Consider the following 22,303-nt stretch of genomic DNA (forward strand, 5'->3'; position numbering starts at 1 on the left):
GCGGAAGTATTCGAGGACCACTACCGGGCCACCAGTCCGCGGGGCGACGCGGGCTTCATTCCGGGTCGGGTGTTTCCGAGGACCATTTGCTGGCCCGCCCAGACACCGCAGGGCTCGGGCCACGCTTCGATGTACGCGGCGCACTGCTCGAGGACCGGGCAGGTGTAGCACTTCTCGGCGGCGGCAGCTTTCTGCGCGGGCACGTCGGAGGTCCAACCTCCGCTGGGGTCTTCGACGCACGGCACCGGACGGTCCGAGCTTGCGACCGCGTCCAGGAGATACGCGTGGGCCGCAGTGCGCCCGTCGCGCGCCTCCCGCTGGGGTTCCGTCAACCTGTCGACTCCTGGGCGGGCTTCGGGCCTGCTCGGCATCACGAGTCCCGCGACGAGGCGTCGAGCGCTTCCGCACTCGGGAGGGTCCGGGCCGTCAGGTAGGCCCCGGGTATGAGGCTCGCCACCAGGTGGAAAATCTGCAAGCGTTCTGGGCTGATCAGGCCCACCTGCCCCTGCAAAAAGTCATGCAACTCGCCCGTCCGAGTGAGCCGTTTGAGGATTGCCGCCTCCGTTGCGATGGACTTCGCGAGGCCCACCTGGACTAGCAAGCTTTCAAAAGCCGCTGGGGTGTCAGCGGTCTCGTAGTCGCTGTCGGCAGTCAGCTCGACGACCGGCGGCTCCTCGCCGTCCGAGATGACACGCTCGCCTGCATTCGACACGCCCAGGTACAGCCGGTCTTGGGGTTTCCAGACACCGGTCCGGTCCACGGCCGCGTCAGCACTGCCGAACCAGAAAACGACACGCCCCCGGTCGAACGTAAGAGACATCCCGGGTCGAAAACCGGAGACCTCGTAACGTCCTGCCCACAGGAACGCGTCGGGAAATTGGGTGGGGTTTTGACGCCCCCCGGGGAAACCTGCATCGGGCGTGGGGGTCATGCGCTCCTCCTCGGAGTTCTGCTCGTGCGTCATCGGGTCTTGCGCTCAGGGTCGAATCGCTTCTGGGCCATAAGGCGGTGGGGGCGGCAGAGGCCGTTGCGCCACACGTCGCGGGAGCAGTCCTGGACGAAGCAGTGCGCGGGCGGCTGGGCCGGTGGGGGCAACTCTGAGATCTCTTCGAAATTGCGACTGATCCACTCGGGGGTCTGGTTCTGGCTAGTCATGCGGGGCCTCCTACGGCCGGGTCGAGAGTGCGGAGAGGGCGAAGCCGGGATGGCCCGAGGCTGTGCGTCTCGCGCGTGAGGGCGGACTGGGACAGTGGGCCGTCGTGTTCTGCGCTGGGCGAGAGCGCCGGAGACGTCGTATTGACGCCTCGCGTGGGGGTATGAAATCGAATCAATAAGGGAAAGAAGACCCCCCTGAGGGGCCGCCTTATTGCCTTTACTTCCGCGATTTCAGTAGTACGCGCGAGATGGAAATGAGCAGTGCGGGCACCCATCAGAAGGTCTGCCCCGCACCCAGGCCGGAGAGAGGTTGGAGCCCGCTCGGCTTCCGATACAGTCCCTTGCTGGCCTTCTCAAGATCTCCGCGCTCGCAGGCCCGCCCAAGGCGCTTGCTCAGCGCCACCAGTGCCCTCTTGGTGGCCGGGTCTTTGGCGTTCGGATCGAGGTTCTGCTGGCGGGCGATCTCGACCCACGACACGGGCTCGTCTTGATCGCGAACCCATGACACGACCTCGGCAGTCTCGTCAGTGACCGCGTGCCGCCCGTCGCGCTTATTGTTCTCGGACTCGAGCAAGTCCTGCACGCTTTTCGGTGATTCCCCGATGTACCGGGCCTTGGACACGAATTGCTCGCGGACCTCCCCGCGAGAGTCGACGCCCTGCACTGCTGCCCCCGTGACTTCGTAAAGGAGCGACCGGCCACGAGAGTCCGAATAGTTGGACTTGTCGACGGTGACCACCCGGTACTGCGATTCCTCGTCGATTGCCATGACGAGCAGCGACCGGAGGGCGTCTCGCCAGACGTGCGAGCCTGAGACCTTCTCGCCAGCCACCCCGTGGCCCTTTTTGAAGTGCATCACGACGATCACCGCGATATTGAGTTCGCGGGAAATGGCCGCAATCGGGTCAAGGGCGCGACGCACGTCCGCCTGATCGTTCGGGTTGCCGTCGACGAAGCTCAGGATCGGGTCGAGGACCAGGAGCTTGGCCCCTGTCTCCACCAGTTGCATCCTGAGGGCCGGCAAGTCCTGGCTCAGCTGCATGACCGTGTCGACGGACTGGCCATCCTCGAGACGAGTGGTCGGTTGCGCCACATGCACCTTGGACATGTCAGCTCCGGCCACGCTGAGGCGCGGGGCGAGTTGCCGGGCGATGTCATCTTCACCGGCGACGATGAGGACTGGGGAGGGCCGGCCGTTTAGGTCGCCCTCGAAGGTTCCCCGGGTGATACCGGCGGCCAGGTAGGCGACGAGGGTGGACTTCCCGATCCCTGCCCACCCAGCGAGCCCAGTGAGTGTGCCGAGCGGCACCTGGTCCATAACGGCCCACTCGGTCGCGACGTGCACGACGTTCTCGAGGCTGATCAGTTGCAACTCGCGGGAGGCCGTCTGGCCTTTCGGGGAACCTTTACTGCTCTGGAGGCGTCGGAGCCCCTCCCGGATCGCTCGCTTTACCGCGGGTCGGTTGACAGGCCGGTCGTACCCGCCCTCGGCGTAGGCCCACATGCCCCGCTCGAAGGCTTCCGCATCGGGTGCGACCGACGCCTCCATCTCCGCGACGACGTCAAGTGGGAGGTTGCGGCGCACTTTGGCCCCGACGGTCGCGTGCGCCGCGGCGATCTTGGCTTGCACTTCGCGAGCCGTCCAGGCGTTGTCGGTCGGCGCGTGCGCCTCAATAAGCGCCTTGGCCTGGGCCTGGGTGAGCCCCGATCCGGGCGTATTCGCAATCTCGAAGAGGTTGCACGCCGCCTTGTGTGTAGCAGCGTCCCAGCCTGCGCCCGGCCTCCAGGGGGACAGCAGGTTGCGAAGGGTCTCGATCTCTCCCCGGACCGCTGCCTGGATGTACAGCGGACCTTCCGTGTGCACAGCCTCCAGCGGACCTGGGAGGGGGTTTCGCTGGGGTCTGGTGGCACCCTGTCTAGTTGTGCGCTCCGCGGGTGCCTGACGCGCCCGGGCACCCCCTTGTTTCGCCCGGACGAGGTCTGCGATGAATGCGGCGGAGGGCGCGGGCTCGGATGCCGCGACGGACTCGAGCGCGGGTTCCACTTCCCAGCGGTAGGACGACATCTCGCCGGTCGTTTTAGAGATTTTGCGCGTCGGAGGCAGGTAGAGCATGCCCCGGCCTGAACCGTCCGGGCGGCCGCCCTTGAGGTCGACTCCTGGTACGAAGCCATCGGCACACCCGACACCTACCAGGGCGATCAAGTCATGGGTCCCACCGGAGGCCGTCCTTGACCGACCGAAAGAGCGCGGGAAGTGACCGTCTGCGGTCCACTGGTTAGCGGCCGTGTCTCCGCCGTTCTGCTTGTCGACGTCGAGGCCGTCGAATATGACTCCGGTAACTGCAAACAAAGCGTCGCCCTCGCGCCACGTGTCGAGGACTGAGGGGTCGGTGCCCGTGTCGTGTTCCCAGCCTCTACGGGGGACGAAGTCTCCGCGACCGTTGGGCCTGGCCACGCCTATGGGAACACCTTTAGACATCAAGTCCCGTGCCACCCGGAAGCCATCCTGGACTTCCATGGCCCGGGATGCGCCGGTCGACATGAGGCTGGCCACCCTGGCGGCGTGGTTGTTCTCGAGTTGCGGGCTCATCGAGCCACCGCGGGGGTGTCAGTGTCATCGAACAGGGCTGCCAGTAGGCGTTCCCATTGGTCGTCCGGGATAGTCTCGGATGGGTTGCTGGCGCGGTGAAGCATGATTGGCGTCCTTGAGGGGAACGCGTGTGGGGTGGCCTCCGGCTCTGACGCTTAACAGGCTAAATGTTCACACGCATTATTACCCTCCGGAATTCCGCCGGAACAGCACTACTTATGCGAGTGGCTCTAGTTGCCCGTGGCTCCTGCTCACTTCGTGAGGGGATCGCCTGCTGCTGCAACCATCCAACCCCAGGGGGACGTACTCGCACAAGTTCCGCCCAAACATGCCTCAGCCCCCGGCCCGAAAACCAGGGGCTGAGGAGGGCGGGAGCCCTGCGCCGCGCCAGCGACTACGCCCAGAAAATCAGGCCGCGTCGGCCAGCACAAGTACTCGCGGGCAAGCGGGAGTACCGGAGCAGTCGGGCCTAAATTGCCTGCGCCTTGCAGTCGGCGAAAGTCCTAGTTCTCGTCGTGGCCGCTGTCCAACCAGATGTCCTCCGCCTGAGAAACACCCTCGCGCTACAAAGCTGGAATTCACCATCGACCAGGTGGTCTTCGCCGAAAAAGCATCCGCAACTCTTGCCCCCGGATTGGCCCGAGCCGTCGACAATCTTCGCATGTTTACAATGCTTCAGGCCAATGGCAATTCCACCCGCTGCCTAGCGATGACCTTATCGTCGTTACACTACATGTAGAATTCGCTATGGCCGTAGAGTATAAGCTGCGGAATAAAGAGATATTAACGACCGCACGACATATGCCAGCTGGTACGCCACGGCTCCTGCCCCAATGCCGCTCGCCCAGGCGGAAGCTTCAGAAGTACCGGCCACCAAAACGACACCCGCAAGCCAACTCGAACTCAGAACTCCTGCAAGGACAGTCCAGAGCAGCAGAGTCCGCATGGTGTCCAGGACTTCGCGTCTTTCGTCATCAAATATGACGTTCGGATCTGAGCGAGCATCGATACTTTTCTCCCAGAACTTGAGAGCCATCGTGAATGACAATCCGGTCATGATGGAAGTAGCAGTGAGCAAGGCGCCGAGACCGGTAGAGCGTATGTCTAGGTCATTGACCGTAAGCGCTACCAATACGGCGATGAGCAAAGCGAGGAACGCCTGGCCCATTTGCGACGAACGACGATCTTCAGCCCCCGGCGCTAGCCCGATGTGATCACGGACTATTTGGAGCGGGGTTATCTGTGACATTCCATACCACCTTCCATGAAGCCGGAACCTTCACGGAACCAGTTGCACTCGGCTTGACGCAAGATGCGGACGTCGTGTCAAGGACCCCGAAGGAACCTTTTACGTCCTCGATGGCCTCTTTGCAGACCCGAACAAAGTCCACATCAGAGGGGCGGTAGAGCGCCGCGGCTGACTTCTGGCCACCACCGGTGGCTGGTGCCAGTTTAGCCTCCAGGGCGTAGAGAAGTCCGGGACCCTCGTCGATTCCCAGGGTGAACGTTCGAGTATTGCCGGAGGGAAGCGTCACATTGAGGTTGGCTTGCGCCTTCAGATTCTTCATCTTGTCACCTGTGAGGTTGATGCCATGTTGACTCAACCCTGGGTCGATGACGCCAAAGATTTTGCTCGCATCAAGCCCAGACGATCCAGCGTAATTATCGAGCCGCCGCTTCGCCCCGAACTTATATTTCATTGAGAGCACGCCATCTGCACCATTTGTGTCCATAAACTTTCCGCTAGGGTCCGTGGGGCGCAGAAATTGGTATTCAATGCTGTTGAGCATGACGTTGGTGTTGGCTATATCAGCCACGGTCGTGAGCGGCTTGATGTCGATCATGGCCTTGGGCAGAGCGTTCTTCAGCGTGTCGGTCAGCAGCTTTGCAATAAAGCTTGATACTCCGCCGGTACCAATGCGTTCTGTTAGCATGATAGCGTACTTCCCACCCTTGGGAAACACAAACATGGTTCGAAAGTCGATGTCTTCGATGTGATCCGGACTGCGAGTAAAGGCTAGGGCTCCATTAGCCATAATTTTCGACTGGATACCTGCACTACCCCGGGTGACGACAGAATATAGTACGTTATCACCCTTGCGAAGATCTCCAAGGCGATACGTCGTATCCTCCTTTTTGGCAAAGCTGTACTCGATAGCCTTCGCGCCCCTCTTTAGAGGAGCTTTCTTCAAAGTCTGCGCAATTAGGTCCAGAAGGTTGGCTTTGTTGCCGTCGACGTCGGCTAGCGGCCGCGTGTCGGCCCCTGTGCCGCGAGTAGGTCGAACGCTAATGCGGTACGGAACGACTTGGTACGTCGCCACACTTATCCCCCTTGTTACTTCTGAGCACTGTCTGGAGCAATGTAGCGGACATGCCCGCCGTAGATTGTGCCGAGTTTCTGAGCCTCCCTCTGAACGCTAAGGAAAGGCCTGTCGCACGAGAAGCAATCGCTGCCAATTAGCACGTGATGCGACTGTGGCGGGAGAGCTTCTTGCCGAATATCTTCCTAAACCTGACTTAGGGTTGTGAGCGCCATATGTCGCTGCAACGGATTCAACGCGACGAGTTGATCAAACTTATGAAGGATGCCACGGCGACAACGATTGAAATAATTGCCAAGTAGAAAGACAGGACAAACGTAAATCTAGAGCGTCTAGTCTTCCTGACCTCTGAAGCCGGTGTCAGGCGTACGACATCGATATCGATGAGACTACTCCGTACGGCCAGTGGGGGCGAGGGCTTGCCTTCCGTCAAGAAGGATATTCGGACGGCGGAGCCCTTAGTGATGAGCTGAGCAGGTACAGCAAATCCTCTCGGCGTCTCACGGACTTCAATGTCGCCCTCAGTTTGAAACGAGCCCGCGAGAATCTCCAATTTAGTGTCAAACGTGATATCATCTCCGCCGTCGAATGATGCAGAGGATATGTCGGCACGGCTCTTTGACTCTATTACGAATGTCGAGAAGTGGGGATCTAGAACCATCTTTCCGTCGTAAAAGACGGAAAGTCGTGACGAGCGGAGAACAACCATCGGCCGCCACATCCCTTCATAGGTCAGCGATCTCTTGGGCGACTGCCGTCTGAAGATGACGACCGGCACGACAATGGCGCCGAGGCCAATAAAGACCGTGACGACAGAAAGAATACTCACCAAATCCACGGGTTGACATTAGCCCAACCGGAAGCTTTCCATTCACACGCGCAGCAAGTGATTCCGGAGCTTCTGAGGGCGCAAGAGGGGCTATAAAAGGGCGGCCCAGCACTAAGCTGCAGCGCGTGAGCAGCTTCTCCGAGCGCATGGGCTACAAGCAGGCGCGATCCCTCGTCCAGACTGATGACCTCGACGATGAGACCCGCATGGGGCTCTGGAACGCCCTGGTCCATCTACCCGTGCACTTCGACGCAACGGCAAACCATGAGGACGAACGGATGATTGTCACGTGGTTGTGGATGAAAGCGTTCGGAAGGGCACGGGACGAGATGCCCCGATTCTCGTCGACCGTGTGGGACCTTGTGAAGGATCGTGTACTCCGGGGCCCCTTCAATGAGTGCATGGACGTCATCGAGGATGTCATGGACGCGACGTCGCTAGGCCGTCAAAACCGATTTCTGGACTTTGTGCCTGGTCTCGCAAATGCGATCAACGTCCAATTTGAGCGCATGCTAGTCGGGTACAGGCTCATCAACGGTCACATCTTGCCGCTCGATCACGAGCTCGAAATTTCCTCTGTAACTGAAGCGACCGGGGACGGTACGCCCGCGGCGGCGCGGGAACACCTGAGCACGGCTCTGACTCTTCTTTCAGACAGACGGAACCCTGACTACAGAAACTCGGTGAAGGAATCCATCACCGCAGTTGAGTCGCTGGCTCGAAAAATTACTGGTGCCCGCACGTTGGGTGAGGCTCTGACCAAGCTCTCCGCGTCCGGCATCGAGACGCACAGTGCGCTTGTCAAAGCTTGGAGCGGATTTTATGGATACACGTCCGACGCTGGCGGCGTGCGACACGGAAGCCAATCAGTTGAGAAGGTCGATCAAGCACTTGCGAAGTACATCTTGGTGATCTGTTCCGCTTTTGTTACTTGGCTTTCGGAAGAAGCGAGAATCGCCGGCAAATTGTAGGCATGCCCAGGGGCCAGGGCTAGTCCCGCCCTGGCCCCGACGCTAATAACGATTACGAGTCTGTGAGATCCCTTCTCGCGGCATCAGCGCCAGATTTCTCGAACGGATTCTCCTGGGTCTCAGCCACAGCCTTAGCAAGCTCCATAAAGGCACCCATCGCCGACTTCATTTCGTTCATCTCCGATGTGTCCGGCCCATCGAGCTTTGCGAGGTTGGCGTATGACCGGCTGAGAGCATCGAGTCCCTGCGCGACAGCTGCGAACCCTCGAGCTTGTTCTTCCTGTGCGAGACGCAGGCGCGCCTCTTCCATGTCGGACAGCAGCCGAGAGCCCAAGGCCTTGCGGCGGGCCTTTGCATCAATGCTGACCACCTGTGTGGCCTGAGCCGTCTTGGACCGGTCGAAGGACAGGCGCTCGTCCTTCGCGATACGGGTGACCGTGGTGGGCGACACCCCTACAGCCCGCGCGATCTCGTTTCGCCCGACCTCCTGCCGGACCATGGCGACCACCGAGGCGCGTTTGCCCTCGTCCAGGGGCATCAGACGGCCGAGGGAGCGGCGGGGCTGGCATCGGCTTGGCGCACCCCGTTCTGCACGACGGCGTCGAACTCGAGGGAATCCGAGACCGCATCGTGGTCGTCGGGCGATGCGCTGTATAGCGCGGTCAAGGCGGTCACGGAGACATCGGTAAAAGGAGTCGCGGCTTGGTCAATGATCTGTGCCCAAGCGGAGTCGTGGACGGCCGCCTTGTACAGTTCGCCTGCCGCCTGCGCCGCGGGGTTGCCAAGGGCCGCCAGCCGCTCCAAAGCCAGGCCCGTGACCTCGGCGAGCGCATCGTCTGGTTCCTCAGAAGTCATGATCAGTCGGGTGGGCATCTGGTCCAGGATCGCGGTGATCCGCAGCGGCGAAGCCTTCTCGATCATCTGCGCCAGGTTGTGCCCGGCGTTCAGCATCGCTTCGACCTTGGTCCACTCGTTGCCGATCAGGGCCACCGCGTCGGCATTGCTCGGGGCGAGCCCGTCGATAGCCTCCTGACGTTTGCGCTTGACCTCGTCGAACCCCTGGCGATCGGCCTGGGGGGCGACCTTCCGCAGTTCCTCCCTGGCCGCGGCGAGGCGGCGGGAACGCTCCTGCTGGAGGGCCGCCGGGGTGAGGTCGTCGTTGCCGTAGGCGACGGCGGCGCGCTCGGCGGCCTTGAACTTGCGGAATGCCTCTGCAAGGACGGTCATGGTGTTGCCTTTCGTTAGTGCCCGAGGGCGTCGACCTCATCCGCGGATGCCGACGAGGGGGTCGTGGTTTTACGCGGCAAGACGGAAGTCGAAGGCGGGAAAGCCCAGCACGGGGCGGGATGATCACGATCGCGTACTCGGCCGTGGCGGCACCGTCGTCGGCCCGGGCGACGCGACGCGCGACCGAGGCGAGGCGGCCGAACGGGGCGAGGCGGCCGGCCGGGGAGGCACGGCGAGCTGGGGACGGAGGGCCTGACGTGGGGACGGCGGGCGACGGGGTCTCGGCAACGGTCATGATGTTCCTCTCGTGGGTGTCGGCACCTCATCGGTGACGTTCCGAGCCTGGCGGCATTCCGCGGACGGCTCGCAGACGTCGCACCGTGCTGGGGACGACCGATCACCAGGAACCCGCTGTGGACGACACGAGCGAGACGACCAGCGGCACGACCCCGATGACCAGGAACGCCGGCAGGATGCACACGCCGAGCGGCAGCATCAGGGTGACGCCGAGGCGGCCCGCGGCGGCCTGGGCGGCCGTCCGGGCCTCCAGCCGCAGCTCGCGGGCCTCGGACCGCAGGAGCAGCCCCGCCGGTGCCCCCGCACGACGGGACAGGTCGAGCACCGCCTCGCTGCGACGCCGCTCGACCCGGTCGGCGGACTCGCCGACCGGGCCCGCGCCTCCTGGTGGCTCGGTGACCGCGGCCTCGATCCCGCACGAGACGATCGCCTCGTCGACGGTGGCGAGGCCCGCCGACCACGAGGCTCCCCCGGACAACGCCACGGCGAGGAGTTCGGGGCGCAGGCCCGGCACCCTCGACGACGGGAGGGCGCCGCGCACGAGTCGGGCGTTCCACCGACGGGCGACCATCACGAGTCCTCCGGCGACGCCGACGCACGCCCAACCGATCGGGGTGCCGACGAGCACCGCACCGGTGTCGAAGCCCAGCCCCAGGGAGAAGAGGAGGCCCACCGGCGGGAGGGCGAGGACCACGTTCGCGGTCGCCCGTGGCCCGCTCAGGGCGACCTGGACGTCACGGCGCGCCTCGTCGGCCGCCCGGAGGGCCGACACGAGGGAGTGGAGGCAATCGGCCATCGGGGCCCCGCTCGTCTCGGCCACGCGCCAGGCGCAGGCGACCTGCCTCCAGGTGCGGTCGTGCCCGTCGGGGTCCTGGGCGCCCTCGAAGGGGCGGGTGTCGAGCCAGGACACGAGGCTCGTCGACACCGCGACGCCGTCGCCGCCGTCGAGCGCGACCGCCTCGGCGAGCCGTCGGATCGCGCCCGGGGGTTCGACCGCGCCGACGTGGCCCCAGGCCCTCGCGGGCGCGACCCCTGCACCGATGAGGACGGCGAGGCGTTCGACCAGGACGGCGGCCGGCGTGAGTCGTGACCGCCGCGTCCTCCGGCGTCCGGGGCCCGGACCCCCGGAACGACGGCCCGGACCACCGGTCACCCCCGTGATCCCGTCCGCGCGACCAGGCGTCCCTCGGGCGTCACGGCGAGATGGCCGATCTCGGCGAGCCTCCGACGACCGTCGCGTCGCTCGAGGTGGAACACGGCGTCGATCGCGCTGACGGCCTGCCGGGCGAGCGCGTCCACCCCGAGCCCGGCGAGTGCCCCGAGAGCCTCGAGTCGTGCGGGGACGTCGTCCAGACCGTTGGCGTGGACCGTGCCCGCGCCTCCGTCGTGCCCGGTGTTCAGGGCCGAGAGCAGGTCGCGGATCTCCGGCCCCCGGACCTCGCCCACGACGAGACGGTCGGGTCGCATCCGCAGCGCCTCGCGGACGAGACGGGACAGGTCGACTCCACCCGCTCCCTCGAGATTGGGTTGCCGCGTCTCGAGCGCCACGACGTGTGGATGGCGTGGCCGCAACTCGGCGACGTCCTCGATGGTGACGATGCGGTCGGAGACGGGAGCCTCGGACAACAGTGCGGCGAGGAACGTGGTCTTGCCGGCGCCGCCCGACCCGCTGACCAGGACGTTGGCACGGCGCTCCACGCAGCCGGTCACCGCCTCGAGGGCCCCCGCGGGGAAGAACCCCCGACGATCGAGGTCGAGGAGCGACATCGACTCGACCCGGGGCACCCGGATCGAGATCGCCGTCCCCGCGACCGCCAGCGGAGGCAGGACGACGTGGACCCGGAGACCGTCACCCAGGCGCACGTCGACGCACGGACTCGACTCGTCGACGTGGCGTCCCCCGAGCGAGACCAGGCGCACCGCGACCTGCCGAGCCGAGGCCTCGGAGAGATGGACGCTCGTCTCGGGCTCGGCCCCGTCGCCGCGATCGACCCAGACGCCCACGCCGCCGGTCACGAAGACGTCGGTGACGGCCGGATCGTCGAGGAGGCGCCCCAGGGGCCCGAATGCGGAACGCTCGGGTCGCGCAAGGCGTCCTTGTACCCCGAATCGAGCGTCTGTACCCCGGTCCATGCCGAGCGCCGGAACGGGAGGCAGGGTGAAGCGGGACGGAGGGTGACGGAGGGTGAGGGACGGGTGACCGGCGGTGTCGAGCTGAGGCGCGGAGGACATGGTCCCGACCGTAGGGAGCGCCCGGGCGGCACAGACAGATCGGTAGAGCACCGTGGGGACGGATCGTCGATGAACGCCCTTGGGGACGAGCCGTCCATCCACCCGGGCGACCGCCGGGTTAAAAGAGAGGGGCGGCACCGGTTGGGGGGAACCGGTGCCGCCACGTGCGCCGGGCGATTGGGGGGAATCAGCACGACGCACGTCGGAATTGAATCCGACTCGCCAAGTGTACCCCAGGTCGGCTCCGGAACACCACGTCGTCCGGCCGCCACGCGCGCGCGGCCCGCCCTTGCCCGGTGGGACCTCCGGAGTAAGGTCGTCGGCGCGGCTCCGAGCCGCGGTTCACGCAACGACGCGAGAGGACTTCCGATGCTCGACGGCACCGACGACCGACCCACCGAAGGACGCACCTTCGCCCCGCCTGCCGACTTCGCCCGGACGGCCGTCGCCGGCTCGGACCTCGCCGGACGAGCCGCCGCCGACCGCCTCGCCTTCTGGGGCGAGCAGGCCCGCGAGCGGCTCACGTGGGACCGGGTCCCGACCGAGACGCTCGACTGGTCGGACGCGCCCTTCGCCCGGTGGTTCGCCGACGGAACGCTGAACGTCGCCTACAACTGCCTCGATCGTCACGTCGAGGCAGGGCACGGGGATCGCGTCGCGCTGCACTGGGAGGGCGAGCCCGGCGACGCCCGCTCGGTGACCTACGCCGAGCTCACCGACGAGGTCAAGCGCGCGGCGAACCTGCTGCTGTCACTCGGCGTACAGGCGGGCGACCGCGTCGTCGTCTACCTCCCGCAGATCCCGGAGGCCGTGGTGACCATGCTCGCCGTGGCCCGGATCGGGGCGGTCCACTCGGTCGTCTTCGGCGGCTTCAGCGCCGAGAGCCTGCGCGCGCGCATCGACGACGCCGGTGCCCGCCTGGTCGTCACGGCGGACGGAGGCTGGCGCAAGGGAGCGGTCTCCCCGCTCAAGGCCGCCGTGGACGAGGCCCTGGCGGTGGACGGCGACTCGACGGTCGAGCACGTCCTCGTCGTCCGACGAGGCGGCAACGACGTCGACTGGACCGACGGCCGCGACGTCTGGTGGCACGACGCGATCGAGACCGTGGACGCCGAACACGTCGCCGAACCGTTCGAGGCCGAGCACCCGCTCTTCATCTTGTACACGAGCGGCACGACCGGGAAGCCCAAGGGCATCCTGCACACCTCCGGGGGCTACCTCACGCAGGTCGCCTACAGCCACTCCGTCGTCTTCGACCTGCACCCCGAGACCGACGTCTACTGGTGCACGGCGGACGTCGGCTGGATCACCGGGCACAGCTACGTCGTCTACGGCCCGCTCGCCAACGGTGCGACGCAGGTGCTCTACGAGGGCACCCCCGACTTCCCCGCACCGGGCCGCTGGTGGGACCTCGTCGAGAAGTACGGGGTGACGATCTTCTACACCGCGCCGACGGCCATCCGGGGCTTCATGAAGTCCGGGAGGGAGATCCCGGCGGCCCGCGACCTGACGTCCCTGCGCCTCCTGGGGTCGGTCGGCGAGCCCATCAACCCGGAGGCCTGGCTGTGGTTCCGCGAGGTGATCGGCGCCGGCCGGACGCCCATCGTCGACACGTGGTGGCAGACCGAGACGGGTGCGCAGATGATCTCGGCGCTGCCGGGTGTCACCACCACCAAGCCCGGATCGGCCCAGACCCCCCTGCCGGGCATCTCGGTCGACGTGGTCGACGACCACGGCACCCCGGTGGCGAACGGCGAGAGCGGCCTCCTGGTCGTGTCCGAGCCGTGGCCGTCGATGCTGCGAGGCATCTGGGGTGACCCCGACCGCTACGTCGAGACGTACTGGAGCCGCTTCGGCGACCGCTACTTCGCCGGCGACGGTGCCCGCCGCGACGAGGACGGCGACATCTGGCTGCTCGGCCGGGTCGACGACGTGATGAACGTCTCGGGTCACCGTCTGTCGACCGCCGAGATCGAGTCGGCCCTCGTGTCGCACCCGATCGTCGCCGAGTCGGCGGTCGTCGGTGCCGCCGACGAGACCACCGGTCAGGCGGTGGTCGCCTTCGTCATCCTGCGGAACAAGGCGAGGACGACGCAGACCCCCGAGGAGGCGGTGGCCACCCTGCGCGCGCACGTCGCCCACCAGATCGGCGCGATCGCGCGACCGCGCACCGTGGTGCTCGTCGACGAGCTGCCGAAGACGCGCTCGGGCAAGATCATGCGCCGCCTGCTGAGGGACGTGGCGGAGGGCCGCGAGGTCGGCGACACGACCACGCTGGCGGACACGTCGGTCATGTCGGTGATCACCGCCGAGATGCGCTGACCCCGGCGCGACGACGGCCCCTCCTCGTCGAGAGGAGGGGCCGTCGTCACGCCCGGACGAGGAGGCGCGTCAGCGGACCTCGAGGACGAGTTCGACCTCGACCGGCGAGTCGAGCGGCAGCACCGCGACCCCCACGGCGCTCCGGGCGTGACGCCCGGCCTCGCCGAAGATCTGCCCGAGGAGGTCGGACGCGCCGTTGATCACCCCGGGCTGGCCGGAGAAGCCGGGGTCGGAGGCGACGAAACCGGTCAGCTTGACGACGCGGACGACGTCGTCGAGCGAGTCGAGCACCGTCGCCGCGGCGGCCAGGGCGTTGAGCACGCAGGTCGCGGCCAGCGCCTGCGCGTCGGCGGGCTCGACCAGCCCGTCACCGTCACCCACCTTGCCCGTGGTCGGCAGCCGGCCGTCGACGAACGGCAGCTGCCCCGCCGTGTAGACGAGCGACCCCGTGCGGAGTGCCGGGACGTACGAGCCCTCGGGTGCCGCGACGGGAGGGAGGACGAGACCGAGCTCGGCCAGTCGCTCGTCGACCGTCGTCATCAGGCGTCCTGCCGGGGGCGCTTCAGCCACGCGACGGGACCACCCTCGGGCCCCTGGGTCACCTGGACGAGTTCCCATCCGTCGGAGCCCCAGTTGTTGAGGATCGCCGTGCTGTTGTGCACCAGCAGGGGCGTCGTCGTGTACTCCCAAAGGACCATTTCGGCTTCCGTTCAGCTTGAAAATCGGCGATGTCGCTTACCCTGATCCTATGTCTGCCCAAAAATCGAAGCCCACGTCAGCCATCGGGGCACTCTTCGGATTCGTCGGCTTCAGCGTCCTGGCCGGCCTCCTGGTGACCATCGGCGTGACGCCGGCCATCGCGGTCGCCGGCATGACGGCCTCGAGTTCGATCGGCGTCTTCGAGTCGATCCCCGAGTACATCGAGATCGGCAAGCTGCAGCAGCGCAACACGCTGTACGCGACCCAGGGCGGGCAGCAGGTCCCCTTCGCGACCCTCTACAGCGAGAACCGCGTCGAGCTCTCGTGGGACGAGGTCAGCCCGAACCTCAAGACCGCCGTCGTCGCCGGCGAGGACCGTCGCTTCTACGAGCACGGCGGCGTCGACGTCACCTCGCTCGTGCGCGCGGCCGTGGGCTCCGCGGGCGCCGGCGAGCTGGGCGCCAGCGGTGGCGGCTCGACCCTGACGATGCAGCTCGTCCGCAACATCCGCATCGCGCAGTCGCAGCAGCTGCCGACGGCGGACGAGCGCGACGCCGCCTACAAGGAGGCGACCACCACGACCCTCGACCGCAAGCTGGAAGAGATGAAGTTCGCGATCGGGCTCGAGAAGAAGTACAGCAAGGACGACATCCTCCTGGCGTACCTCAACATCGCGTACTTCGGCGACCAGACCTACGGCGTGCAGGCCGCCGCCCAGCACTACTACAACAAGAGCGCGGCCGACCTGACGGTCCCCGAGGCCGCGAGCCTCATCGCGATCGTCCAGTACCCGGACTCGCGCAACATGTCGACGCCCGAGAAGTACCCGGCCAACAAGGCCCGGCGCGACGTCATCATCAAGTCGATGCTCGCCGAGAAGGACATCGACCAGGCGACGGCCGACGCCTCTCTGGCCACGCCCGTCGAGAGTTACGTCGTCCTCACGGCGCCCACGCAGGGCTGCGGCGCGGTCACGGTCCCCTCGGCCGCCTACTTCTGCGACTACGTGAAGAAGAGCATCAAGGACCTCGCCGTCCTGGGCTCGTCTCCTGAGGAACGCCAGGCCAACTGGAACACCGGTGGTTACGACGTCTACACGACGCTGAACCTCGACCTCAACGAGAACGCCAAGGCGCAGGTCGACAAGTACGCTCCGGCCAGCGAGGCCAACTTCCAGCTGGGCAGCGTGGTCGACAGCGTCGAGGCCGGTACCGGCCGCGTCGTCGTGATGGCACAGAACACCACGTTCTCCGAGACGTCGAGCCCCGACCGCACCCTCACCTCGGTGAACTACAGCACCGACCGGGACTACGGCGGATCGATCGGCTTCCAGCCCGGTTCGACCTACAAGCCCTTCACCCTCATCGACTGGCTCGAGCAGGGGCACGGCATCTACGAGAGCGTCAACGCCAAGCCGCGGACGTTCAACATGACCATCGACGGCAGCCGGGGCAACAAATACGCCCCCAAGAACGACGCGGGCGAGCAGCCCGGCCAGATGAGCGTCGCGGACGCGACGGCCAAGTCGATGAACACGGCCTACGCGGCCATGGCCGAGAAGCTCGACATCGCCGACATCAACGGCGTCGCGAAGAAGCTCGGCGTTCACCGTGCCGACGGGGGCGAGATGCACGACTTCGCGTCGTCGATCCTCGGCACCGCCGACGAGATCGCGCCGCTGACCATGGCGACCGCGTACGCCGGGATCGCCGCGGGCGGCGTCTACTGCTCGCCGATCATCGTGGACAACATCAAGGACGACAAGGGTGTCGACCTCGGCGGCCAGCCGCAGTCGTGCAGCCAGGTCGTCGACCCCCAGGTCGCCGCGGCCGCCGCGGTGGCCATGCAGGGCCTCTGGCGGAACGGCACCGGCGTCGGCGGCCTCCCGGCCGACGGCTACCCCGAGATCGGCAAGACAGGCACCACCGACCTCAAGGACCAGATCTGGATCATCGGCGCGACGTCGAAGATCGCCACGGCCGTGTGGCAGGGCGTCGCGGACGGCCCCAAGAAGAGCCTCCGCAGCTACAACTCCCCCAACCTGGCCGGGTCGAGGAGCTACGCGACCGAGCGCGTGCAGTACTTCAAGGCCGTCCAGAGCGTGAACAACACCGTGTACCCGGGAGGCGCGTTCGGCGAGGCCTCGGGCGCGGTGCTCCGCGGTTCGGGCGTCGCCGTGCCCGACATGGCCGGCACGACGCCCTCGGCCGCCCAGGCGCTGCTGAGGGGCGTCTCCCTGGTCTACGCGGATGGCGGCACCCAGCCGTCGGCCCTGCCCGCGGGTCAGGTCATCGGCTCGGACCCCGCCGTGGGTAGCGTCGTGTCCAAGGGCACGACCGTGAAGGTCTTCACCAGCGACGGCAGCGGCGCAGCCGCGGTCCCGGACGTGACCCGGCAGAAGGTGGGCGACGCGGTCAAGTCGATCGGCGGAGCCGGATTCGACGCGTCCAAGGTGTCCATCGCGGGGTTCACGCCCGGAGACGGGAAGAACGCCTGCCAGGTCGCCTCGACGAATCCTGCCGCCAACACGTCCGTCGCGAAGGACTCGGCCATCGGGCTGACCGTCTACGGCGACAGGGACGGCAACGACCCGGGCAACTGCGCGTGAGCCCACGGAGCACCGGCGGGCCGAGCGCCCTCCAGACGACGGCCGTGACCGCAGCAGCGGGCGCGGCCGTCGGCCTCGGGGCGCTGGCCTGGGGCGTGTTCGTCGAACGCAACCGGTTCACCGTGCGGCACGAGGTGTTGCCCGTCCTCGAGCCCGGCTCCCGGACGCTGACGATCCTGCACCTGTCCGACCTGCACCTGGCACCCTGGCAGGCCGAGAAGCAGGAATGGATCCGCGGCCTCGCCGTGCTCGAACCCGACCTCATCGTCAACACCGGCGACAACATCGGCCACGAGGACGCCCACACCGCACTCGAGTACGCGCTCGAGCCCTTCCGGGGCATCCCCGGGGTCTTCGTCAACGGCTCCAACGACTACTACGGACCCTCCCCCAAGAACCCCCTGGCCTACTTCGGCGGACCGAGCAAGGCCCACCGCACGCCCGTCGGCCTCGACGTCGACCGGATGCAGTCGTTCTTCACCGACCAGCTCGGCTGGCTCGACCTGAACAACAGGGCCCGTGCGCTCGAGATGCGAGGCTCGCGACTCGAACTCTTCGGGGTCAACGACGCCCACCGCGGCTGGGACCGCCTCGACCGCATCCCCGGTGCCCTCGACGACCTCCGCGAGAACGTGGGCTGGCAGGACGACCACGGTGGACCCGAGCCCATCAGCATCGGCGTCACCCATGCGCCGTACCAGCGCGTGCTCAACTCGTTCGTCAACAACGGCGCCGACGTCATCTTCGGTGGTCACACCCACGGCGGACAGGTCCAGGTGCCCGGCTACGGTGCCCTCGTCACCAACTGCGACCTGCCGCGCAGCAAGGTCAGCGGTCTGACGACCTGGAGCCACGCCCGCAAGACCGCACACCTCGAGATCTCGGCCGGTCTGGGCACCTCGATCTACGCCCCCGTGCGGTTCTCGTGCCGCCCCGAAGCCGTGATCGTGACCCTGACGGCCTGAGCACGACCGGAGTGACACGAGCAGGCCCGAACATGGGCTATTCTTGTCAGGTTGCTTCACGTGAGAACGCGAAGACATCGGGGTGTGGCGCAGCTTGGTAGCGCGCCTCGTTCGGGACGAGGAGGTCGTGGGTTCGAATCCCGCTACCCCGACCACAACAAATGGCTCCACCTTCGGGTGGAGCCATTTGCTTCTCTGTGCTCGTTGGTTCGCCCTGCGGGTGACACGAATCGGCGCCACCTTCGGGTAGGGCCGGTTTCTTCTCGTGTTCGCCGCTTCGCCGGTTCACCCTCGGGCGACACCGGTCAGGCGAGGCGGCCGCCGGACTCGGCGAGATAGCAGGCACCGCAGAGCGACTCGTACGTCACCTGCTGACCGTCGATGGCGACCTGGTCGCCGTCGAACACGAAGCGGTCACCGACCGTGCGCGCCGTGAAGACCGCCTTGCGACCGCAGCGGCAGATCGTCTTGAGCTCTTCGAGCGAATGGGCCACCTCGAGCAGTCGCCGGCTACCGGGGAAGGCCACCGTGCGGAAGTCCGTCCGGATGCCGTAAGCCAGCACGGGGACGTCGTCGAGGATCGCGATGCGCAACAGGTCGTCGATCTGGTGCGGCGCCAGGAACTGCGCCTCGTCGACGAGCAGACAGGCCAGGCTCGAACCCGTCTCGGCCCGGACGGCGTCACGGCGGGCCGAGAAGACCTGGCGGACCTCGTCGTCGGGGGCGAAGGTGACGTCCGCGGCCCGGGTCACGCCCAACCGAGAGACGATGGCGTCGTCACCCTTGGTGTCGACGCCCGGCTTGGCGAGCAGGACCCGCTGACCGCGTTCTTCGTAGTTGTAGGCCGCCTGCAGCAGAGCCGTGCTCTTGCCGCTGTTCATCGCGCCGTAGCGGAAGTAGAGCTTGGCCACTACTGCAGGTAACCGTCTTCGGCGGCCCGACGGATGAGCTCGGACTTCTTGCTGGCCGGCCGGTTGGCCTTGGCGTACTTCTCGCGGACGCGCCGGAGGAACGTCTTCGCCGTCTCGTACTGCACGTTCATCTGCGCGGCGACCTCGTTGGTGCTGAAGCCCGAGACGTACAACCGGAACGCCTCGGCCTCACCGGCGCTGAGCTTGGGTCGGGTCTGGTTCGCGGCGCCGGCCGGCAGGGGACGCCAGTCGCGCTGCGGGGAGTTGTCGCGGGCCACGCCCATGACCTGGCGGGCCGCGTCCATCACCTCGCGCATGGGCAGGGTCTTCGACAGGAACGCCGACGCCCCCGCCTCGAGGGCACGCTCGCGCGACTCGCGGGTGTCGAGACTGGACAGCACGACGACCTTGGCCCCGGCGGCCCGGCAGGTGCGCACGCGGGCCTCGATCGACACGGGCTCTTTCAACTGGAAGTCGAGGAAGACGAGGTCGGTCGGGAAGTTGTCGCTGTGCACCAGCTGCAGCCAGGTGTGCGCCGTCAGGACGAGGTCGAAGTCGTAGGCGTTGACGTTGATCCAGCTGCTGAGGCTGTCGAGGAGCACCTCGTGGTCGTCGAGGATCGCGAGCCGGACACGACGAGCGGGCGGTGCCTCGGAACCCGGGCCGACGGTGGCCCAGGAAGGTGATGCGACGGGCCTCCCGAAGCCCGGACGGTGGGACGAGCGGCCGCTCGGCTCAGTGCTGGTCATAAGAAAACCTTAGTGTCAGAAGCGACGGCGCCCGATCGACCCGCAGGTCGCCCGAGACGAGGCGCAGCACGGTCAGACAGGGGGCGAGCGACCGTCGTGCGGCGACGGCCGAGGCCCCGGACGCGAGCTCGATCGTGATGCCGACCCGCGCCTCCTCGGCCTCGAGCACGACCCGGAGCGAGCGGACGTCGGCGGCCTCGACGTCGTCCACCGTCGCGACGAGGGCCCAGAGGGCGGTGCGGTGCCCGGGGCCCAGGAGATCGGCGAGCCGGTCGGGGTCGACGACCTCGGCGGGCACCCGGCGGCCGGGTGCGGCGAGACGCCGGGCCAGCCACGTCGCGTCGGCGTCGGCCACCAGGGAGGCGCGCAACGCGTCGGCCACGCGCCGGGCCTCGTCGGCGTCCCCCTCGACGATCCGGCCGGATTCGACGAGCCGCGCGAAGAACGGCACCACCTCGCGGTTGAGGACGGTGACGCGGTCCTGCTGGACCGACCGGGCGAGGGTCACCCTGAGGTCGTCGGTGCTGGCCCTGCGGAATCCCGTGGCCCGCGAGATCCACCCCTCGACATGGGCCACGAAGACCCCCGAGAAGGTCGCCGACGCGGCGGTCAGGGCGAGCAACGGGGTGAGGGCGACGACGACGTACGACGCGGTGGGCACCGGTGTGACGAAACCCGGCGCCTCGACCAGGACCACGAGGGCGAGGACCACGGCCACGGCGCCTCCGGCAGCGAGGATCTCGCGTGCCGAGCGGTACGGGGCCACCCCGAGCAGGAGCACCCCGGAGACGATCCCCGCCCAGTCGTCCCGGACGAAGGGATTGCTGCCGGAGGTGGCCAGGGCGGACAGGACGCCCGCGGCCGCGCACGCCGCGGCGACGCACCAGAGCGCCCGGGGCCCGAAGGGTGCCCGCAAGGGGGCGGCCGACACGACGAGTGCGACGCCACCCGCGGCCACGGCGAAGAGTGCACCGACCGCGGCCCACGGCGAGGACACGTCGGAGGCCCGCAGCAGCGTGCCGACCACGGCGACGAGCAGGGCGGCGAGGGCCGCCCCGAAGGTGATCGGTCGGGCCGCCAGGGCGCCGAGGGGGTCGACCTGCTGGGGTGATCGATCGGAGGCGCGCCCGAGGGCACGAGGAGGGGCGGGGAAGGTCACGCGGGCACCCCGTCCTCGGTGGCGACGTCGCGGACCGCGGGCGCCGCCACGGCGATCGGGACCCGCAGGACGATCGACGTCCCGCTGCCGGGGGACGACCAGACCTGCACGTGACCGTGGACGCGGGCGAGTCGGCCCTCGACCGACGCCGTCAGTCCGAGACGGTCGGGGGCCACCGCCGCCGTGTCGAAGCCGACTCCGTCGTCGATCACCATCACGGTGAGGTCGGTGCCGTCGCCGAAGACGACGAGCTCGGCCCGGTCGACCCCGCTGTGGCGGCTCACGTTCACGAGGCACTGTGCGACCGCCAGGCCGAGGGCGTCCCCGGTGACGGGGTCGAGGCGACCGACGGCCGAGACGTCGCCGGTCACGGCCACCTCGAGGCCGCCCGATCGCGACTGCTCGACGGCCGCGTGCAGTCGGCTGGCCTCCCAGCCGTCGGCGGCCGTCACGGCGGCCTCGGAGGGCACCGACCCCGGTGAGAGCCAGTCGCGCCCCACGAGGAGCTCGAGATCGGCCGCGATCGACCGCGCGGTGTCGGGCGACAGAGGACCGGGGCGGGCGGTGGCCACGGCCGCGAGGTGCCCGAGGATCGTGTCGTGGACGAGGGCCGCGGCCTGCTGCTCGATGTCGACACGGATGCCCTGCACCTGCTGCTCGAGTGCGGACCGGTGCAGCCGCGGCTGAGCCGACCGCGCGCGTCCCCGCGACGCCTCGGCGTGACCGGTCACCACCGCGACCAGGACGAAGGCCAGCAGGGCGGTCACGTCGAGCCGCAGGGAGGCCCCCGTGTGCCAGGTCGCCAGCTGCGTGGCGAGCTCGCCGGCCGCGTAACCCGCCGCTGCCCAGAGGAGTCCCCGGCGGGGCCCGACGGCGGTGCTGCCGACCATGATGAGGGCGATCTTGGGCAACGAGAGCGAGAACGCGTCCGACGCCTGCACCGCCGCGACCTGCGAGAAGAGGGTGACGGCGTACCAGTAGAGGGCGGCGGTCCCGACGATCAGGTAGGCGAGGTGGGCCGTCGTGGAGCGCTTGCGCTCGACGACGACGAGCAGGACGACCATCGGGAGGAGCGAGACCAGAGCGGGCCAGAGCAACAGATCGGGCGTGGCGGCCTGTTTCGTGAGCAGGAGGGCAGCCGCCGCCGCGAGGACGGTGGCCGCGATCGCGTGGCAGGCCCTCGACACCGAGTCACCGAGCGCCGTCGGCGCCAGGTGGGCGGGGAGGCCGAGCAGCATGGGGCCTCCTCGGCTCGTTCGTGGTCAGGA

General features: G+C 67.3%; 19 protein-coding genes and 1 tRNA gene. 5 read left to right on the top strand and 15 right to left on the bottom strand.

Annotated features, from left to right (window positions below):
* Positions 1 to 20: 20 nt before the first annotated feature.
* The 5 genes from ACIOSR_RS04155 to ACIOSR_RS04175 all read right to left on the bottom strand — a co-directional run bounded on the left by ACIOSR_RS04155 (position 21) and on the right by ACIOSR_RS04175 (position 6,904).
* A complete protein-coding gene (locus ACIOSR_RS04155; RefSeq protein ID WP_402751895.1) occupies positions 21 to 371 on the bottom strand; it encodes a WhiB family transcriptional regulator in 351 nt (116 codons plus the stop codon).
* A complete protein-coding gene (locus ACIOSR_RS04160; protein WP_402751896.1) occupies positions 371 to 931 on the bottom strand; it encodes a hypothetical protein in 561 nt (186 codons plus the stop codon). The genes ACIOSR_RS04155 and ACIOSR_RS04160 overlap by 1 nt, the downstream gene beginning before the upstream one ends.
* A 498-nt stretch (positions 932 to 1,429) precedes the next feature.
* Entirely contained in the window at positions 1,430 to 3,745 is a 2,316-nt protein-coding gene (locus tag ACIOSR_RS04165) for an AAA family ATPase (protein WP_402751897.1), read from the bottom strand.
* 1,214 nt (positions 3,746 to 4,959) lie between these two features.
* Positions 4,960 to 6,066 carry a hypothetical protein gene (locus ACIOSR_RS04170; RefSeq protein WP_402751898.1) on the bottom strand — a complete coding sequence of 369 codons (1,107 nt, stop codon included), beginning with the start codon at positions 6,064 to 6,066 and terminating at the stop codon, positions 4,960 to 4,962.
* Positions 6,067 to 6,298: 232 nt separating this feature from the next.
* On the bottom strand, positions 6,299 to 6,904 hold the full coding sequence (locus tag ACIOSR_RS04175; RefSeq protein WP_402751899.1) for a hypothetical protein: 606 nt from the start codon (positions 6,902 to 6,904) through the stop codon (positions 6,299 to 6,301).
* Positions 6,905 to 7,020: 116 nt separating this feature from the next.
* Here ACIOSR_RS04175 and ACIOSR_RS04180 point away from each other — a divergent pair, with 116 nt between their 5' ends.
* On the top strand, positions 7,021 to 7,866 hold the full coding sequence (locus tag ACIOSR_RS04180; RefSeq protein WP_402751900.1) for an AbiJ-NTD4 domain-containing protein: 846 nt from the start codon (positions 7,021 to 7,023) through the stop codon (positions 7,864 to 7,866).
* 52 nt (positions 7,867 to 7,918) lie between these two features.
* Here ACIOSR_RS04180 and ACIOSR_RS04185 read toward each other — a convergent pair whose 3' ends face one another.
* The 4 genes from ACIOSR_RS04185 to ACIOSR_RS04200 form a co-directional block, all read right to left on the bottom strand.
* A complete protein-coding gene (locus ACIOSR_RS04185) occupies positions 7,919 to 8,404 on the bottom strand; it encodes a hypothetical protein (protein ID WP_402751901.1) in 486 nt (161 codons plus the stop codon).
* Positions 8,404 to 9,093, bottom strand: a complete 690-nt coding sequence (locus ACIOSR_RS04190) for a hypothetical protein (RefSeq protein ID WP_402751902.1) — start codon at positions 9,091 to 9,093, stop codon at positions 8,404 to 8,406. The genes ACIOSR_RS04185 and ACIOSR_RS04190 overlap by 1 nt, the downstream gene beginning before the upstream one ends.
* A gap of 397 nt (positions 9,094 to 9,490) precedes the next feature.
* Positions 9,491 to 10,543, bottom strand: coding sequence for a type II secretion system F family protein (locus ACIOSR_RS04195; RefSeq protein WP_402751903.1), 1,053 nt, complete (start codon positions 10,541 to 10,543; stop codon positions 9,491 to 9,493).
* The gene (locus ACIOSR_RS04200; RefSeq protein ID WP_402751904.1) at positions 10,540 to 11,622 is read right to left on the bottom strand and encodes a TadA family conjugal transfer-associated ATPase; all 1,083 of its coding nucleotides are present in this window, start codon (positions 11,620 to 11,622) and stop codon (positions 10,540 to 10,542) included. Before ACIOSR_RS04200 ends, ACIOSR_RS04195 begins: the two co-directional genes overlap by 4 nt.
* Positions 11,623 to 11,991: 369 nt before the next feature.
* Here ACIOSR_RS04200 and acs point away from each other — a divergent pair, with 369 nt between their 5' ends.
* Positions 11,992 to 13,944 (top strand): acetate--CoA ligase, encoded by a 1,953-nt coding sequence (acs, locus tag ACIOSR_RS04205; RefSeq protein ID WP_056046458.1) that lies wholly within the window; start codon positions 11,992 to 11,994, stop codon positions 13,942 to 13,944.
* 69 nt (positions 13,945 to 14,013) lie between these two features.
* Here the strand turns inward: acs and ACIOSR_RS04210 are convergent, their stop codons facing one another.
* Both ACIOSR_RS04210 and ACIOSR_RS04215 read right to left on the bottom strand, forming a co-directional pair.
* Positions 14,014 to 14,484 carry a RidA family protein gene (locus ACIOSR_RS04210; protein ID WP_402751905.1) on the bottom strand — a complete coding sequence of 157 codons (471 nt, stop codon included), beginning with the start codon at positions 14,482 to 14,484 and terminating at the stop codon, positions 14,014 to 14,016.
* Positions 14,484 to 14,642 carry a hypothetical protein gene (locus tag ACIOSR_RS04215; protein WP_167599048.1) on the bottom strand — a complete coding sequence of 53 codons (159 nt, stop codon included), beginning with the start codon at positions 14,640 to 14,642 and terminating at the stop codon, positions 14,484 to 14,486. The genes ACIOSR_RS04210 and ACIOSR_RS04215 overlap by 1 nt, the downstream gene beginning before the upstream one ends.
* A 50-nt stretch (positions 14,643 to 14,692) precedes the next feature.
* Here ACIOSR_RS04215 and ACIOSR_RS04220 point away from each other — a divergent pair, with 50 nt between their 5' ends.
* From ACIOSR_RS04220 to ACIOSR_RS04230, 3 genes are all read left to right on the top strand, one after another.
* Positions 14,693 to 17,251: a transglycosylase domain-containing protein gene (locus tag ACIOSR_RS04220; RefSeq protein WP_402751906.1), complete on the top strand. Its 2,559-nt coding sequence runs from the start codon at positions 14,693 to 14,695 to the stop codon at positions 17,249 to 17,251.
* Between the two features lie 44 nt (positions 17,252 to 17,295).
* The gene (locus ACIOSR_RS04225; RefSeq protein ID WP_402751907.1) at positions 17,296 to 18,216 is read left to right on the top strand and encodes a metallophosphoesterase; all 921 of its coding nucleotides are present in this window, start codon (positions 17,296 to 17,298) and stop codon (positions 18,214 to 18,216) included.
* Positions 18,217 to 18,294: 78 nt separating this feature from the next.
* Positions 18,295 to 18,371 (top strand) — tRNA-Pro (locus tag ACIOSR_RS04230).
* A gap of 150 nt (positions 18,372 to 18,521) precedes the next feature.
* Here ACIOSR_RS04230 and ACIOSR_RS04235 read toward each other — a convergent pair.
* From ACIOSR_RS04235 to ACIOSR_RS04250, 4 genes are read right to left on the bottom strand one after another with little or no spacing between them, the layout of a single operon-like run.
* Positions 18,522 to 19,127, bottom strand: coding sequence for a thymidine kinase (locus ACIOSR_RS04235; RefSeq protein ID WP_056046465.1), 606 nt, complete (start codon positions 19,125 to 19,127; stop codon positions 18,522 to 18,524).
* A complete protein-coding gene (locus tag ACIOSR_RS04240) occupies positions 19,127 to 19,876 on the bottom strand; it encodes a response regulator (protein ID WP_082460304.1) in 750 nt (249 codons plus the stop codon). Before ACIOSR_RS04240 ends, ACIOSR_RS04235 begins: the two co-directional genes overlap by 1 nt.
* Entirely contained in the window at positions 19,863 to 21,035 is a 1,173-nt protein-coding gene (locus ACIOSR_RS04245) for a hypothetical protein (protein ID WP_402751908.1), read from the bottom strand. The genes ACIOSR_RS04240 and ACIOSR_RS04245 overlap by 14 nt, the downstream gene beginning before the upstream one ends.
* Positions 21,032 to 22,273 (bottom strand): sensor histidine kinase, encoded by a 1,242-nt coding sequence (locus ACIOSR_RS04250; protein ID WP_402751909.1) that lies wholly within the window; start codon positions 22,271 to 22,273, stop codon positions 21,032 to 21,034. Before ACIOSR_RS04250 ends, ACIOSR_RS04245 begins: the two co-directional genes overlap by 4 nt.
* Positions 22,274 to 22,303 lie beyond the last annotated feature (30 nt).

This window comes from Frigoribacterium sp. NPDC087798 (assembly GCF_044742985.1).
Classification (GTDB): Bacteria; Actinomycetota; Actinomycetes; order Actinomycetales; family Microbacteriaceae; genus Frigoribacterium.